This window comes from Bordetella sp. MIP270_01_BMS (assembly GCF_054958705.1).
Genome location: NZ_CM143297.1, coordinates 1,238,730 through 1,254,272, shown reverse-complemented (window position 1 = coordinate 1,254,272; position 15,543 = coordinate 1,238,730). Strand labels below are relative to the sequence as shown.

General features: G+C 65.9%; 8 protein-coding genes. 2 read left to right on the top strand and 6 right to left on the bottom strand.

Going from position 1 to position 15,543, the window contains the following annotated elements; all coding sequences use genetic code 11:
- Positions 1–69: 69 nt before the first annotated feature.
- Together argA and ACV17W_RS05750 are read right to left on the bottom strand one after the other, a co-directional pair.
- Complete coding sequence (argA, locus tag ACV17W_RS05755; RefSeq protein ID WP_462595476.1) at positions 70–1,428, bottom strand: amino-acid N-acetyltransferase; 1,359 nt, start codon at positions 1,426–1,428, stop codon at positions 70–72.
- 191 nt (positions 1,429–1,619) lie between these two features.
- The gene (locus ACV17W_RS05750; protein WP_462595475.1) at positions 1,620–2,399 is read right to left on the bottom strand and encodes an SDR family oxidoreductase; all 780 of its coding nucleotides are present in this window, start codon (positions 2,397–2,399) and stop codon (positions 1,620–1,622) included.
- 78 nt (positions 2,400–2,477) lie between these two features.
- Here ACV17W_RS05750 and hrpA point away from each other — a divergent pair, with 78 nt between their 5' ends.
- The gene (gene hrpA / locus ACV17W_RS05745; RefSeq protein WP_462595474.1) at positions 2,478–6,359 is read left to right on the top strand and encodes an ATP-dependent RNA helicase HrpA; all 3,882 of its coding nucleotides are present in this window, start codon (positions 2,478–2,480) and stop codon (positions 6,357–6,359) included.
- A gap of 59 nt (positions 6,360–6,418) precedes the next feature.
- Here hrpA and ACV17W_RS05740 read toward each other — a convergent pair whose 3' ends face one another.
- Positions 6,419–7,099 (bottom strand): epoxyqueuosine reductase QueH, encoded by a 681-nt coding sequence (locus ACV17W_RS05740; protein WP_462595473.1) that lies wholly within the window; start codon positions 7,097–7,099, stop codon positions 6,419–6,421.
- Positions 7,100–7,134: 35 nt separating this feature from the next.
- Positions 7,135–9,963: a bifunctional [glutamate--ammonia ligase]-adenylyl-L-tyrosine phosphorylase/[glutamate--ammonia-ligase] adenylyltransferase gene (gene glnE, locus ACV17W_RS05735; RefSeq protein WP_462595472.1), complete on the bottom strand. Its 2,829-nt coding sequence runs from the start codon at positions 9,961–9,963 to the stop codon at positions 7,135–7,137.
- Positions 9,964–10,044: 81 nt separating this feature from the next.
- Between glnE and ACV17W_RS05730 the strand changes: the two genes are divergently transcribed.
- A complete protein-coding gene (locus ACV17W_RS05730; protein WP_462595471.1) occupies positions 10,045–13,665 on the top strand; it encodes a YhdP family protein in 3,621 nt (1,206 codons plus the stop codon).
- Positions 13,666–13,741: 76 nt separating this feature from the next.
- Here ACV17W_RS05730 and rho read toward each other — a convergent pair whose 3' ends face one another.
- Positions 13,742–14,998 carry a transcription termination factor Rho gene (rho, locus tag ACV17W_RS05725; RefSeq protein WP_462595470.1) on the bottom strand — a complete coding sequence of 419 codons (1,257 nt, stop codon included), beginning with the start codon at positions 14,996–14,998 and terminating at the stop codon, positions 13,742–13,744.
- A gap of 107 nt (positions 14,999–15,105) precedes the next feature.
- On the bottom strand, positions 15,106–15,432 hold the full coding sequence (trxA, locus tag ACV17W_RS05720) for a thioredoxin TrxA (protein ID WP_462595469.1): 327 nt from the start codon (positions 15,430–15,432) through the stop codon (positions 15,106–15,108).
- Between the last annotated feature and the right edge of the window lie 111 nt (positions 15,433–15,543).

The following is a 15,543-nucleotide window of genomic DNA, read 5'->3' as shown; positions in this document are numbered from 1 at the left end:
TCATTGGTACGAAGGGCTTGACACCAGCCCTTTTTTGCCCGCGGGCCGCCCCGAGGCGGGGCCGGCCGTTTACAGTTTCTTGATGAACACCAGGCTGTTGCGCGACCGGTTGTAGTTGTTCTGCTTCTCTCGTGGCAGGTCGGTCAGGCCGCCCTGTACGAAACCACGCTTCATGAACCAGTGCGAAGTGCGGGTGGTCAGCACGAACAGGCGCCGCGCGCCCATGGCGCGCGCCCGCGATTCCATGTGGCGCAGCAGAATCTCGCCTTCGCCTGATCCCTGCCATTCGGGGTGCACGATGAGGCACGCCATTTCGGCCATCTGTTCGTCTGCGTAGGGGTGCAGCGCGGCGCAGCCGTATATCACGCCGTCGTGCTCGAGCACCGTGAAGCGTTCGACTTCGCGTTCGATCACGCTGCGCGGCCGGGGCAGGAGGGTGCCATCGGCTTCCAGGGGCTCGATCAGACTCAGGATGGCGCCCACGTCGTCCAGTGTGGCGGGCCGCAGATCGTCGAGCGTGTCTTCGACGACCATCGTGCCGACGCCATCGTGGGTGAAAATTTCGAGCAGCACGCTGCCATCCAGCCCGAAAGGCACCAGATGGGCGCGCGCCACGCCGCGCTTGACTGCCAGCGAGGCGTGACGCAGGTAAAAGGCCGTGTCTTCGTCGAGTTCGCCCTTGGCAAGCAAGGCGTCGGCATCGACGCGGGCCAGTTCGGTGTCCACGCTGCCGTCGGCTGCCTGCACGCCGGCCGAGCTGGAAAGGAAGATGAGCTTCTCGGCGCGCAGGGCGACGGCCACGCTGGTGGCGAGTTCTTCCATGGCCAGGTTGAAGGCGTCGCCGGTGGGGGAGAACCCCAATGGCGACAGCAGCACCACGGAAGAGCCTTTTTCAATGGCGAACTTCAGGGCCTCGACATCGATTTTGCGCACCTGGCCCGTGTGCTTGTAATCGACGCCGTCCACCACGCCGGTGGGCCGCGCTGTGACGAAATTGCCCGATATGACCCGGATGTGCGAATGCGACATGGGGGTGTTGGGCAGGCCCTGGCTGAAGGCCGCCTCGATGTCCAGGCGGATTTCGCCGGCGGCTTCCTTGGCGCATTCGAGCGCGGCCGGGTCGGTGGGCGCCATGCCGCGGTCGAACTGCTGCGTAAAACCCTTCAGACGCAGCTGTTCATTGACCTGCGGGCGAGACCCATGCACCAGTACCAGCCGCACGCCCAGCGCCGACAGCAATGAGAGGTCTTGCACCAGCGCATTCAGCGCACCGGCTTGTACGAGCTCGCCGCCGAAGGCCACGACGAAGGTCTTGCCTCGGAATGCGTGCACATAAGGGGCCACTTCACGGAACCATCGGACGAATTGCGCAGCGGCGAATTCGGGGGCTTCTTGGGCGGAGACGGTGTCGGGTTCCTGGTCTGGCATGATGGAGGTGATGGCTTCCTGGAAAAGTGGCGCATCGAAGCGCTGCCGGCGCCGCCGTGGCAATGCTGCGGCGCTGACGGAAATTATAGGGCCGCCGCAACGCGGCCCGTACGCCCCAGGTGAAGTTTTCTGCGTGCTTGCCCGGCGGTACGGGCCCTGCCGCGTGGCCGCGCGCCGTGATCAGGTAGCGATCAGGTACTTCCCGGGTACAGGCCGCCGTCCATCACCAGGTTCTGCCCGATGAGGTAGCCCGCCTGGGCGCTGCACAGGAAGGCGCAGGCGTCGCCGAACTCGGCCGGATCGCCCAGCCGCCGCGCGGGAATCTTCGCCTTTCGGTCGTCGATGATGTCTTCGATGCTGCGGCCGGTGTTCTGGGCGAGCCTGGCCGCCGTCTCGGTCTGGCGATCGGTGGCGAAGGGGCCCGGCAGCAGGTTGTTGATGGTGACGTTATGGGCCGCGACCTGGCGCGCCAGGCCGGCCACGAAGCCGGTCAGGCCGGCGCGCGCGCCGTTCGAAAGGCCCAGGATGTCCATCGGCATCTTGACCGTGGCCGAAGTAATGTTCACGATGCGGCCCCAACGGCGTTCTATCATGGGGTCGATGGTGGCGCGGATCAGTTCGATGGGCGTCAGCATGTTGGCGTCCAGGGCCGCCAGCCAGTCATCGCGCGACCAGTCCCGAAAATCGCCCGGCTTGGGGCCGCCGGCATTGGTGACCAGAATATCGGGATCGGGGCAGGCGGCCAGCGCCGCGGCGCGGCCGTCGGGCGTGGTGATGTCGGCGGCCACGGCAATCACCTGCGCCCCGGTCTGCTGGCGGATATCCGCCGCAGCGGCTTCGAGCGCCTCGCGGCCGCGAGCCACCATCACCACCTGAGCCCCTTCGCGCGCCAGCGACAGAGCGCAGGCGCGGCCGAGGCCCTTGCTGGATGCGCACACCAGCGCGCGTCTGCCCGTGATTCCCAGATCCATTGCATTGCTCCGTGTCGTGGCCGCCAGAACGGCGGCATCGCAAGTTTTTATAATAGGCCTTCAAAGGATAATCCGTACATGCCTGAAGTCTCCCGCCCGTCCGCGCGCGGCGCCGCGCCGCGGCCCGAGCGGCCCATTCCCGCCATCGCCTATCCCGAAGACCTGCCGGTCAGCGCCAGGAGGGCCGAGATCGCTCGCGCCATCGAGGGCCACCAGGTGGTGATCGTCAGTGGCGAGACGGGGTCGGGCAAGACCACCCAGCTGCCCAAGATCTGCCTGGAACTCGGCCGTGGCCGGCAGCGCATGATCGGGCACACCCAACCGCGGCGGCTTGCCGCCACGTCGGTGGCCAAGCGCATCGCCGAAGAGCTGAACACGCCGCTGGGCGAAGTGGTGGGCTATCAGGTGCGCTTCAATGACCGCACGGGGCCCAATGCCTCGGTCAAGCTGATGACGGACGGCATTCTGCTGGCCGAGTCGCAGCGCGATCCTTTGCTGCGCCGCTATGACACCTTGATTATCGATGAGGCCCACGAGCGCAGCCTGAATATCGACTTCCTGCTCGGCTACCTGAAGCAGCTGCTGCCGCGCCGTCCCGACCTGAAAGTCATCATCACATCGGCCACCATCGATGCCGCCCGATTTGCCGAACACTTCGGCGCAGGCCCCGACCGGCCCGCTCCCGTCATTGAGGTGTCGGGCCGCCTGTATCCCGTCGAGCTGCGGTATCGGCCCGTGCGCGCCGAAGAGGCCGATGAAGACGCGCCGGCGCGGCCAAACCGCGAGCGGCTGGCCGGCGACGAAGAACGCGACCTGATCGACGCCATCGTCGATGGGGTCGCCGAATGCGCGCGGCATGGGCCGGGCGACATCCTGGTGTTTCTGCCCGGCGAGCGCGAAATCCGCGAGTCGGCCGAGGCACTGCGCAAACAGCATCCCGCGGGCACCGAAGTGCTGCCCCTGTATGCCCGCCTGTCCCAGGCCGAGCAAGAGCAGATCTTCCACCCGCGCACCAACGCTCGCCGCATCGTGCTGGCCACCAATGTGGCCGAAACCTCGCTCACCGTGCCGGGCATCCGCTATGTCATCGACAGCGGGCTGGCGCGCATCAAGCGTTACTCGTGGCGCAACAAGGTCGAGCAGCTGCACATCGAGCCCATCAGCCGCGCCTCGGCGAACCAGCGCGCCGGCCGATGCGGGCGGGTGGGGCCGGGCGTGTGCATCCGGCTGTACGACGAGCAGGATTTCAACACCCGTGCGCCCTTCACCGACCCCGAAGTGCTGCGTTCGTCGCTGGCGTCAGTGATTCTGCGCATGAAATCCCTGAAACTCGACGACATCGAGCAGTTTCCGTTCGTCGAGGCGCCTCCCGGACGAGCGATCGCCGATGGCTATCATCTGTTGCAGGAACTCGGCGCCATCGAGCTGGTGTCGGCCTCCGACAGCACCGACGCCGAAGGCGCCGAGGCCGCGCGTACCGGTTCGTCTTATGCCTTGACGCGTATCGGCCACCAACTCGCCAAGCTGCCCGTCGATCCCCGTATCGGCCGCATGATTCTCGCGGCACGCGAGCATCAATGCCTGGCCGAGATGCTGATCATCGCCGCGGCGCTGTCGGTGCAGGACCCGCGCGACCGCCCCATGGCCGAACGCGAGGCCGCCGAGGCCGCGCACGCCAAATTCGCCGACGACAAGTCCGAGTTCATTTCTTTCCTGAAACTGTGGCGCTGGTATGGCGAGCAGGTGCAGCACAAGGCATCGCAACGCAAGCTGGTGGCCCTGCTGCGGCAGAACTTCCTGTCACCCATCAGGCTGCGGGAATGGCACGATGTGCATACGCAGTTGGCGGCGCTGGTCGGCGAGCAGGGCTGGCGCGTGAACCAGTCCGAGGCCACGTACGAGCAGCTGCATATGGCGCTGCTGGCAGGCCTGCTGGGCAACATCGGGTTCAAGGGCGAAGAGGGCGGGCTATATCGCGGCGCGCGCGATATTCGCTTTCATATCCACCCAGGGTCGCGCATGGCGAAAAAGGGCGGCCGCTGGATTGTTGCCGCCGAACTGGTCGAGACCACGCGCCTGTACGCGCGCTGTGTAGCGCGTATCGAGCCCACCTGGCTCGAACGCGCGGGCGCCCACCTGATGCGGCGCAGCTGGACCGATCCGCGTTGGGAAAAGAAAGCGGGCCAGGTTGTGGCCAATGAGCGCGCCACCTTGTACGGGCTGGTCGTGTATTCGGGCCGCCGCGTTCACTACGGACGCGTCAACCCGCAGCACGCGCGCGAACTGTTCATCCGCCAGGCCCTGGTGCCGGGCGATATCGACACACGGCTGCACTTCATTGCGCACAACCGCAAGCTGATCGCGGGCATCGAAAAGCTCGAACACCAGACCCGGCGCCCGGACATTCTGGTGGACGACGAACTCATCTACGCTTTCTACGACCGCCTGTTGCCCGAGGGCATCTCGCAGACCACCGCCCTGGAAAAGTGGGTGCATGGCCTGGACAAGGCGTCCGCGGCGGCCCTGCTGCTGACGCGCGACGAGCTGATGCGCCACGAGGCAGCCGGCGTCACCACCGAAGTGTTCCCCAAGCAGGTCGAGTGGCAGGGCGTGTCGATGGCGCTGGACTACCATTTCGAACCGGGGTCGCCACGCGATGGCGTGACGCTCGCTGTGCCCCTGTTCGCCTTGAATCAGATCGATCCGGCGCGTTGCGAGTGGCTGGTGCCCGGCATGCTGAAAGAAAAGGTGCACCTGCTGTTGAAGTCGCTGCCGCAGAAACTCAGGCGCCATTGCGTGCCGCTGCCCGACTATGCCGCGGGGTTCTATGAACGCTGGTACGAACGGCTCGATGATCCCCAGGTTGGGCTGCTCGACGCATTGATCAACGACATGTGGGCCCAGGTGCAGGTGCGCCCGGCGCCCGCGGACTTCAAACTCGAGACGCTGCCGGCGCACCTGTTCATGAACTTCAAGGTGGTGGACGAGCATGGCCGCATGCTTGCCGCCGGCCGCAACCTGGCCCAGCTGAAGGCCGAATTCGGCAAACAGGCGCAGGCCACGTTCCAGCAGTTGGCGGTGCGCGACGCGGGCGTGGCGCAGGCGCTGGCGCACGAAAACCTCACTTCGTGGTCTTTCGGAGCCTTGCCCGACATCATGGAAATCCGCCGCAAGGGGCAGTCGGTGATCGGCTATCCGGCGCTGGTCGATCGCGGCGCCCATTGCGACCTGGATGTCTTCGACGACCCCGACGAGGCCCGGCGGCATCACCGTGCAGGGCTGCTGCGCCTGTTCCGGCTGGGCCTGCGCGACCAGGTGAAGTTCCTGGAAAAGAACCTGCCCGACCTGACCAAAATGAGCATGCTGTACATGAACCTGGGTACGCAGGAAGACCTGCGCGACCAGATCATCGACTGTGCTCTGGCGCAGGCTTGCCTGGCCGAACCCTGGCCGGCCGATGCACAGGCTTTCGAGGCGCGCCGCCAGGAAGGCAAGGGGCGTCTGGGCCTGCTGGCCCAGGAAGCCGCGCGCCTGGCCCATGCCGTGCTGGTCGAATACGGAGCCCTGCAGCGCAAGCTGCCGCAGGCCAAGCCGCACGCCGCGGCCTATGCCGATCTGCAGCAGCAGCTCGGGGCACTGATGCCCAAGTGGTTCGTCCGCGATACGCCTCACGCGCAATTGGCGCATTATCCGCGCTACCTGAAAGCCGCCGTGGCGCGTATCGACAAGCTCCGTGCCGACCCGGCGCGCGATGGCAGGCTGATGTCCGATATGGCGCCGCTGCTCACCCAGTATCAGCGCGCGCGCGTGGCGCTGAAGGGGGCGCCCGATCCCAAGCTGGACGAATTCCGCTGGTTGCTCGAGGAATTGCGTGTCGCCTTGTTCGCACAGGAACTGCGCACCCCGATGCCGGTGTCGGTGAAACGACTGATGAAAGCCTGGGAGTCGCTTCGACGCTAGTCCAGGCGCGCCGCCGGGCGCCTGGCGGCGCGCTCAGGCGGCAGGCGCGGGCAAAAGCGTCAGTCCTGCAAGGTGGTCTTGTCGACCAGCTGGTCTTTGCCGTAGAACTTGACGCCAATGTGTATGCGCTCGCGGCCCTGCGAACGCCGATGGCGGTTGGTGTCGCGCAAAGAATACACGCAGCCGCAGTATTCCTGCTGGTAGAAATTCTCGCGCTTGGAAATTTCTATCATGCGCTGCGAGCCGCCGCCCTTGCGCCAGTTGTAGGTCCAGTAGACCAGGTCATCGTAGCGGGCCGCCGCGCGCACGCCGCAACCGTTGATCTGGTTCATATCCTTCCAGCGCGAGATACCCAGTGAACTGGATATGGTGTCGAAGCCGTGCTCGTGGGCATAGAGCGCCGTGCGCTCGAAGCGCATGTCAAAGCACACCGTGCAGCGTTCGCCGCGTTCAGGAGTGTGTTCCAGGCCCTTGACGCGCTCGAACCAATTGTCCATGTCGTAGTCGGCGTCGATGAATTCGATGCCATGCTTCTCTGCGAAACGGATGTTTTCCTGCTTGCGGATCTCGTACTCTTTGACCGGATGGATGTTCGGGTTGTAGAAGAAGATGGAATAGTTGATGCCCGACGCCTGCATGGCTTCCATGACTTCGCCGGAACAGGGCGCGCAGCAGGAGTGCAGCAGCACTTTGCTGCGGCCTTCGGGCAATTCGAGTTTGGGACGCACGAGTTCAGACATTTAAACAACCGTATCGCAGCGGAAAACTCCTTATTTTACGCTGACTTGTGCGGTGTTGCAGGGGCGGCAGCGGGCGCCTCGCCCAACACGTATGTCCACAGCGCATGCACGGCTGCGCGCTCGTTCACCAGCTGGTCCTGGGGCACACGGGCTTTCTCGGTGCCCTGCAGGCGCAATTGGTGTTGCGCGCGGCGCAGGGTGCGATAGGCGTCGCCGGCCTGCTGTGCCAGGTCTGCGGGAATGAGGCCCGCTTCCGCAGCGAGCCGCAAGAGCGCGATGTTGCCCAGGTTGTTCACCAGGACGCGATGCGTGGCGGCGTGGCACAGTACCAGGTACTGGGTCACGAACTCTACGTCGACCATCCCCCCTCGGTCGTGCTTCAGGTCGAAGTCGCCGCTATGGTTGGGGTGGCCCGCGCTGATCTTGTCTCGCATGGCGAGTACTTCGGCGTGCAGCGCGGCGGTGTCGCGCGGCTGCACCAGCACCTCGGCGCGTATGCGCTCGAATCGGGCGCCCACGGCGGTGTCGCCGGCAGCGTAGCGCGCCCGGGTGAGCGCCTGGTGTTCCCAGGCCCAGGCATGCTTGAGCTGGTATTGCTCGAATGCCTCGACCGATACCGCCAGCAGTCCGGCTTCGCCATCGGGACGCAGGCGCAGATCGGTTTCGTACAGCCGGCCCGACGACGTCATGGTGGACAGCCAGGAAGTCATCCGCCGCCCCAGCTTGGCATAGATCTCGGCCGCGTCATCCCGCGGATCATCGAACAGATATACCAGGTCCAGGTCGGAGGCGTAGCCCAGTTCCTTGCCGCCCAGCTTTCCATAGGCGATGACGGCGAAGTGAGGCTCGGCGCCCGGCTCGCGGTTGACCACCGGCCAGACGCGCCGCACGGTCTCGGCGAGCAGCATGTCGGCCAGGGCCGACAACTGATCGGCCAGTTTTTCTACGGTGAGCTGCCCTTCGAGGTCCTGGGCCAGCAACTGGAAACTCACCTGGCGCTGCACGTCTCGCATCAGGTTCATCTGCCGTTCGATGTCCGGCTCGCCATCGGGCAGGGTGCAGGCATCGAGATCGGCCGACAACTGCTGCGAGATCTGGGCGAAATCCAGCGACTGGAACAGAGTGCGCCAATCGATCAGGCTGTCCAGCAGCAGGGGGTGTTGGGTGAGATACTGCGCCGCCCAGGGGCTGGCGGCCACCATGCGCGCGACCCGCGCCAGTGTGTCGGGATACTCAGCCAGCAGAGCCAGATAGGCGCTGCGCTGCGCGATGGTTTCAATCAGGTCGAACAGGCGGATGGTCGCCTCGCGCGGCGCCGGAGTCTGCTGCGCGGCCTGCACGGCGGCCGGCAACAGCGTCTCGAGGCGTCGCCGGCTGCTTTCCGGCAAGGCGCGTATCCGGTGGCTATCCAGCAGCGACTCGGCGCGGCGCAGCAGTTCGTCGGCCTCGTCGCCGTAGGCCTGGCGTATCTGCGCGGCCAGGCGGCTTTCGGCATCGTGGTCGGAATCGGCCGGCTCGCTGCCGGAAGCGTCAGCGGCGCATGGCGCGGGGTCGCCCGCATCGTCATCGCCCATGCCCGCCAGGCGGAAGGCATTGCGGAACATCCGGGCCACGAAGTGGCGGTGCTCGGCCAGCGTGCGCTCGAACGCCTCCGGTTCCATGCCCATGGCGCTGGCAAGCTGGGCACGCTGCGCCGGCTCGCCTGGCAGCAGATGGGTCTGCTCGTCTTCGCGGTATTGCAGCATGTGTTCCACACGGCGCAGGAACCGATAGGCCTGTTCCAGGTGCTGCGCGTCCGGGGCGCTGATCAGGCCCGCGTCGCGCTCGGCACCCAGGGCCGCGAGAAGGCCTCGCCGCTGCAGTGAGGGCATGCGGCCGCCACGAATCAACTGGAACAACTGCACGACGAACTCGATTTCGCGTATGCCGCCGTCGCCCAGCTTGATGTTGTTGGCGCTGTCGATCCCGTTGCGCGCCAGTGCGCGGCGCTGCCAATCCTGGCGGATTCGTTCCCGCAGCGCGCGCAACGACGCCAGCGCATCGAAGTCGAAATACTTGCGATACACAAAAGGCACGCGCAGGCTTTCAAGCTGGCGCGCCTGCGCCTGGGCATCGCTGTCGGCGTAGGCCTGCGCCGGAATCAGGCGCGCCTTCAGCCATGCGTAGCGTTCCCACTCTCGGCCCTGCGCCACCAGGTAATGTTCCAGCGCGTCCAGGCTCCAGGCCGGCGGGCCGGAGTCGCCGTCGGGGCGCAGCCGCAGGTCGGTGCGGAACACCTGCCCGTGGGCGTCGGCTTCAGACAGTACCGGCATCATGCGGCGTGTCAGCCTGCCGTAGAACTCGTGGTGGCTGATGCGGCGTGGCCCCTCGGTGTCGCCTTCCTCGCCGTAGAGCATGATCAGGTCGATGTCCGACGAGACGTTCAGTTCCCGGCCGCCCAGTTTGCCCATGCCCAGTATCAGCATTTCCTGGGCGGCGCCCGAGGCAGGGTCGCGCGGCACGCCATGCACGGCTGCCAGTTCGGTGGCCACACTGCGATACGCTGCCGCCACGGCCATGTCTGCCAGGGCAGACATGGCGCCCACGACCTCTTCCAGGCTGGCCAGCCCGGCCATATCGCGCACCAGCAGGGCGGTGAACACCCGCTCGCGCAGCTTGCGCAGAATTTCTCGGCACTGGGGCACCGGCAGGATCTCGGACGCATCAGCGCCGGCCAGCTCGGCTTGCCAGGCTGCCAGCGCATTGGACGTGACGGGATGACGGGCGGCGGTTTCCAGCCAGGCGGCCAGGTCGGGACGGGTATCGATCCGGCGACGCAGGTAGCCCGACCAGGCCAGGGCGGGGGCAAGCAGGGAAGCAGACATGGGGCGAAGAGGCAGACGGAAAGGCGCGTTTCAGGTATAAGGGGACGATACCCCAAGACGCCTGCCCCTGCCCACTGTTCTGTGTCTCTGCCTGCCAAAGCCACCCGTTACCTTTGCTGGTTTGTCCTGGCCGTTTATGTACTGACGGCTGCTGTGCTGCTCGGGTTGCGCTACTGGGTTCTGCCGCAGATCGACAACTGGCGGCCGCGCATCGAAGCCTACGCGAGCGAGGCGCTGGGTGCGCGCGTTGAGATCGGCCACCTGGCGGCCGACTGGCGCGGGCTCAACCCTACGCTCACCCTCAGCGCATTGTCCATCTATGCCGACGACACGACGCCCGTGGTGACTCTGCCCTCGGTGTCGGCCGTGCTGGGATGGCGCAGTGTGCTGCTGTTATCGCCCACCTTGCTCAGCCTGCGCGTCGACGGACCCGAATTGCAAGTGCGCCGCGACGCCGACAACCACCTCTGGATCGCCGGCCAGGCGGTGGATCTCGACGCTGAGCATGATGCGGCCAGTTCATCACGGCTGCTGACCTGGCTGGGAAAGCAGCGCGACCTGGCCCTGATCGGGGCGACCGTGCATTGGCAGGATGATTACCGCCAGGCACCGCCGGTGACGCTGGCGAAGGTCAGCCTGCGCCTGTACAACGGCGCACTGGCGCATCGCTTCGCCCTTCGCGCCGAGCCCCCCGCCGCGCTAGCGCGCGACGTTTCCGTGCGTGGCCGCCTGACGCGCAATCCGCTTTGGCAAGGACGGCAGCGCTGGACTGGCGAGCTCTACGCCGAGATCAATGATGCCGAGCCCTCGGCCTGGGCGCCCTGGCTGCCGGTGCCACAGATGGCCGGACGCGCGGCGGCGCGCGCCTGGGTAGACCTCGACAACGGATCGGTCACCGATCTCACGCTCGATGCCGCATTGCGTGGTTTGCGGTGGCAGGCGCCCGACGCCGCGACCTGGGTCGGGCTGGACCAAGGCACGCTGCGCCTGCAAGGGGCGCCGGGCGATGTGGTTCAGTTCGCCGATGTGCCGCTGGCGCGCGGAGACGAGGGCGCTGGCCTGGCGATGCGCGGCGAGTTCGCCGGCCTGCGCTTGAATCTGCCCTCGCTGTTCGACCCGGCGTTGCTGCAAGCCGATACGGTGCGGGTCGATGCCAGCCTGCGGCGGCCCGAAGCACAGCCCGCGGTCATCGATGTGCGCCAGCTCGACATCGTCAATGCCGATCTCGACGCACGCCTGCATGGGCGCTGGAGCAGCCAGGGCAAGACGGCGGCGGGCACAGCCGATTTCCAGGGCAATCTCGCGCGCGCGTCCATGCCCGCCATCTACAAATACCTGCCGCTCGAGGTCGATGCCGATGCGCGCGAATGGCTGGCGCAAGGGCTGCCCGCCGGAGAGGCCCGCAACGCCGCCGTCAGGGTGAAGGGCGACCTGGACGAGTTTCCCTTCGAAGACCCTGGCGACGTGGGGGAATTCCGCATTGCCGGGGCATATGCGGGCGCTATCGTCGACTACGCGCCGGCTCACGGCAACACCAAGGCTTGGCCGCGGCTCGAGAACCTCTCGGGCAACTTTGCGGTGGACAAGGTGGGCCTCACGCTCGACAGCCCCGGCGGCGCAATCGCGCATACTGGCGACGGGCATACGGTGACGCTCGGCGCGGTCACCGCTTCCATTCCCGATATGGAACACCGGGCCATCCTGCATGTCGATGGCCAGACGTCCGGCTCGGTACCGGCCTATCTGGCGCTGGCCGCCCATTCGCCGCTGGGCGAGTTGCTCGATGGCGCGCTCGAATCCGCCGAGGGCAGCGGGCAGTGGGAGGTGGGCCTGAAGCTCGAGGTGCCCCTGCTCAATGCCGAAGACACGCGGGTGGACGGACGCATCGCAATGGCCGACAGCACGTTCCGATTTGTGCCGGAAATGCCCATGCTCCGGCAGTTGCGGGGTGAACTTCGGTTTTCCGAGCGCGGGCTGCATACTGAAGGGCTGCACGCCGAGTTTCTGGGGGGGCCGGCCACGATCACGGGCCGGCTCGAGCAAAATGGCGACGCCTTGCGCATCGCAGGCACCTTGCCGGCCGCGGGCCTTGCGCAGTTGGGCAACCATCGCGTGCTCGAGCGTCTTTCCGGCCAGACACGCTATCGCGGTCAATTGGGCTACGGGGCCGCGCATGTGCTCGACATTTCAGTGGAGTCCGACCTCGCCGGGCTGGCCATCGACATGCCGGCACCAGTCGGCAAAGCGGCTTCCGACGTCCGAAACCTGACGGCGCGCTGGCAGCCAGTGAAGGCGGCGGCCGGCCGACGCGACCAATTGTCGGTGAATCTGGGCTCTGAACTGGCGCTGCTGCTCGAGCACGACCGCGCTGCGCCTCGTGGCGCGCCGTATTTTTCACGCGGCGCCCTGGCGGTGAATCGCGCGCCCAATCTGCCCGCCACTGGCATGGCGGCCGACATCCAGCTGCCCACGCTCGATCTTGATGGCTGGGAAACCGTGGCGAACGAAGCCGCGCCGTCCACCAAGGCCGGCAAGGGCGCCGGCAGGCCCCGTCCGCCGGTACTGCCCCCGCTCAACCGGCTGGACCTGCAGACCGATGAACTGCGTGCAAGCGGCTGGTCGGTGCACCAGCTGAAGCTCAACGCCACCCGGCCTGCCCCGCAGCAATGGCAGGTCAAGCTCGATTCCCGGGAGGCGGCCGGCACGCTGGCCTGGCAGGAGGCGTCCGGCAGTATCGCGGGACAGGTCACCGCGCGCCTGACGCATCTGGCGCTGGGCGAAAGAGACAAGGCGCAGGCCGAGTCCGGCGAGACGGAAGTCTCGACCGACGAGCTTTCCGATATTCCGGCCATTGACCTTCGGGCCGAACAGTTTTCGCTTTATGGGCACCCGTTGGGTACGCTGGAGGTGGTGGGCACCAATCTGGCGCGCGGCAAATCGTGGCAGCTCGACACGCTGCGCATATCCAGCCCGCCGGCCACGCTGGAGGCCACCGGCAATTGGCGTCTCGACGGAGCTCAGCGGGGCCTGACCGTCGACGCCCGGGGCCAGTTCGACAACCTGGGCGCTTTCCTGGATGCCATCGGCTACCCGCAGGTCGTGGCCGAGGGCAGGGGCAGCGTGCAGGGCACGTTTACCTGGCGTGACTTCCCCTGGACGCATGATCTGGCCAATATCCAGGGCGATGCACGCGTGAGTCTCGACAAGGGCCGCTTGCTGAGCGTGAATTCACGCAGCGCGCGCCTGCTCGAGCTGCTGTCGCTGCAGTCGGTGCAACGTCTGGCCAAGCTGGAATTCAATCCCGCCAATCTGATGCGCGAGGGGTTCCCCTTCGACACCATACGGGGCGACATGAAGCTGGACCGCGGCATCGTGCACACCGAAGGCTACAAGCTGAGCAGCTCGGTAGCCACCATTGTGCTCGCCGGCGACACCGATATCGTCGACGAGCAATGGAACTTGCGCGCAGTGGTCATCCCCAACCTGGACGCGAGCGGTGCGGCGGTGGTGACCGCTCTGGCGGTGAACCCGCTGATCGGGCTGGGCGCGTTCTTGACCCAATGGTTGCTGAAGCAGCCGCTGGCGCATGCCATGACCGTGGAATACACGGTAACCGGCTCTTGGGACGACCCCAAACTCCAGCCGGTCGAGACCCGGCCGCTGCCTCGCCCGAAAGCCGTGGACGACTACATCGAACACTGATGCCCGCCCCGCCGGCAAGAAACGAATCTGGCGGCCCGTGGGCCGCCAGCAAGGGGATCGCGCAGCGGGACCGGCCTTATTTCTTCATCATGTCGAAGAATTCGGAGTTGGTCTTGGTGGCGCGCATCTTGTCCAGGATGAATTCCATCGATTGGACTTCGTCCATGTCGTGAATGAACTTGCGCAGCACCCAGACCTTTTGCAGCAGCTCGGGCTTGATCAGCAGTTCTTCGCGGCGGGTACCCGACTTGTTCAGGTTGATGGCCGGGTAGACGCGCTTTTCAGCCAGGCGGCGCTCGAGGTGCACTTCGGAGTTGCCGGTGCCCTTGAATTCTTCGTAGATGACTTCATCCATGCGGCTGCCGGTTTCGATCAGGGCCGTACCGAGGATGGTGAGCGATCCGCCTTCTTCGAGATTGCGCGCCGCGCCGAAGAAGCGCTTGGGCCGCTGCAACGCGTTGGCGTCCACACCGCCGGTGAGCACCTTGCCCGAGGCCGGCACCACGGTGTTGTAGGCGCGCGCCAGACGCGTGATGGAGTCCAGCAGGATCACCACGTCTTTCTTCATCTCGACCAGGCGCTTGGCCTTCTCGATGACCATTTCAGCGACCTGCACGTGGCGGGTGGCCGGCTCGTCGAAGGTGGACGCCACGACTTCGCCGCGCACGGTGCGCTGCATTTCGGTGACTTCCTCGGGACGCTCGTCGACCAGCAGGACGATCATGACGGCGTCAGGGTAGTTGGTGGTGATGGCATGCGCGATGTGCTGCATCATGACCGTCTTGCCCGACTTGGGGCTGGCGACGATCAGGCCCCGCTGCCCCTTGCCGATGGGCGCGAAGATGTCCATGATGCGCCCGGTCAGGTTCTCTTCGCTCTTGATGTCGCGTTCCAGCCGCATGGGCTGGTTGGGATGCAGCGGCGTCAGGTTCTCGAACATGATGCGATGCTTGATCGCCTCGGGCGCCACGCCATTGACCTTGTCGACCTTCACGAGTGCGAAGTAGCGCTCGCCGTCTTTCGGCGTACGCACTTCGCCTTCGATGGAGTCACCGGTGTGCAGGTTGAAACGGCGAATCTGCGACGGCGAAATATAGATGTCGTCGGTGCTGGCCAGGTACGAGGTCTCGGGCGAGCGCAGGAAGCCGAAGCCGTCGGGCAACACTTCCAGCACGCCATCGCCGAAAATCTGCTCGCCCTGCTTGGCCCGCCGTTTCATGATGGCGAACATCAGCTCTTGCTTGCGCAAGCGGTTGGCGTTTTCGATTTCAAGGCCGGCGGCCATTTCCAGCAGCTGCGAGACGTGCAGCGCCTTCAGTTCATTGAGGTGCATCGCGGTGAAAGGGGGATATCAAAGAAGGGCTTTGGCGGCGGGCCACGGACGGGCCCGCGCGGTACATGGGCGCCGGCCGGGCCGGCGCGCGGTTCACGGCGCGTAGTTTACAACGCGCCGTCCAGGAAAGCGGTGAGTTGCGACTTGGACAGCGCGCCGACCTTGGTCGCGGCGGCCTGGCCGTCTTTGAAGAGCATCAGCGTGGGGATGCCGCGGATGCCATATTTGGCGGCGGTATCCTGGTTTTCATCGACATTGAGCTTGGCGACCGTCAGGCGGCCCGCGTATTCAGTGGCGACTTCTTCGAGGATGGGGGCAATCATCTTGCACGGACCACACCAGGCGGCCCAGTAGTCGACCAGCACGGGCTGGCTGGACTTGATCACATCGGCATCGAAGCTTGCGTCGCTGACGTTCTTGATTTGCTCGCTCATGGTGATTCTCGGTTCAGCAGCATGGGCCGCATCGCGCGGCTCTGCCGTTTGTTCTACTGAAGGATAAGGATTCAAGCATACCACTGTTGAAAACAACAGGGTTCGCCGCTT

Excerpts from the sequence above, each read along its gene's own strand:
- argA (WP_462595476.1), bottom strand. The coding sequence starts at position 1,428 with ATGCCAGACCAGGAACCCGACACCGTCTCCGCCCAAGAAGCCCCCGAA.
- ACV17W_RS05750 (WP_462595475.1), bottom strand. The coding sequence starts at position 2,399 with ATGGATCTGGGAATCACGGGCAGACGCGCGCTGGTGTGCGCATCCAGC.
- hrpA (WP_462595474.1), top strand. The coding sequence starts at position 2,478 with ATGCCTGAAGTCTCCCGCCCGTCCGCGCGCGGCGCCGCGCCGCGGCCC.
- ACV17W_RS05740 (WP_462595473.1), bottom strand. The coding sequence starts at position 7,099 with ATGTCTGAACTCGTGCGTCCCAAACTCGAATTGCCCGAAGGCCGCAGC.
- glnE (WP_462595472.1), bottom strand. The coding sequence starts at position 9,963 with ATGTCTGCTTCCCTGCTTGCCCCCGCCCTGGCCTGGTCGGGCTACCTG.
- rho (WP_462595470.1), bottom strand. The coding sequence starts at position 14,998 with ATGCACCTCAATGAACTGAAGGCGCTGCACGTCTCGCAGCTGCTGGAA.
- trxA (WP_462595469.1), bottom strand. The coding sequence starts at position 15,432 with ATGAGCGAGCAAATCAAGAACGTCAGCGACGCAAGCTTCGATGCCGAT.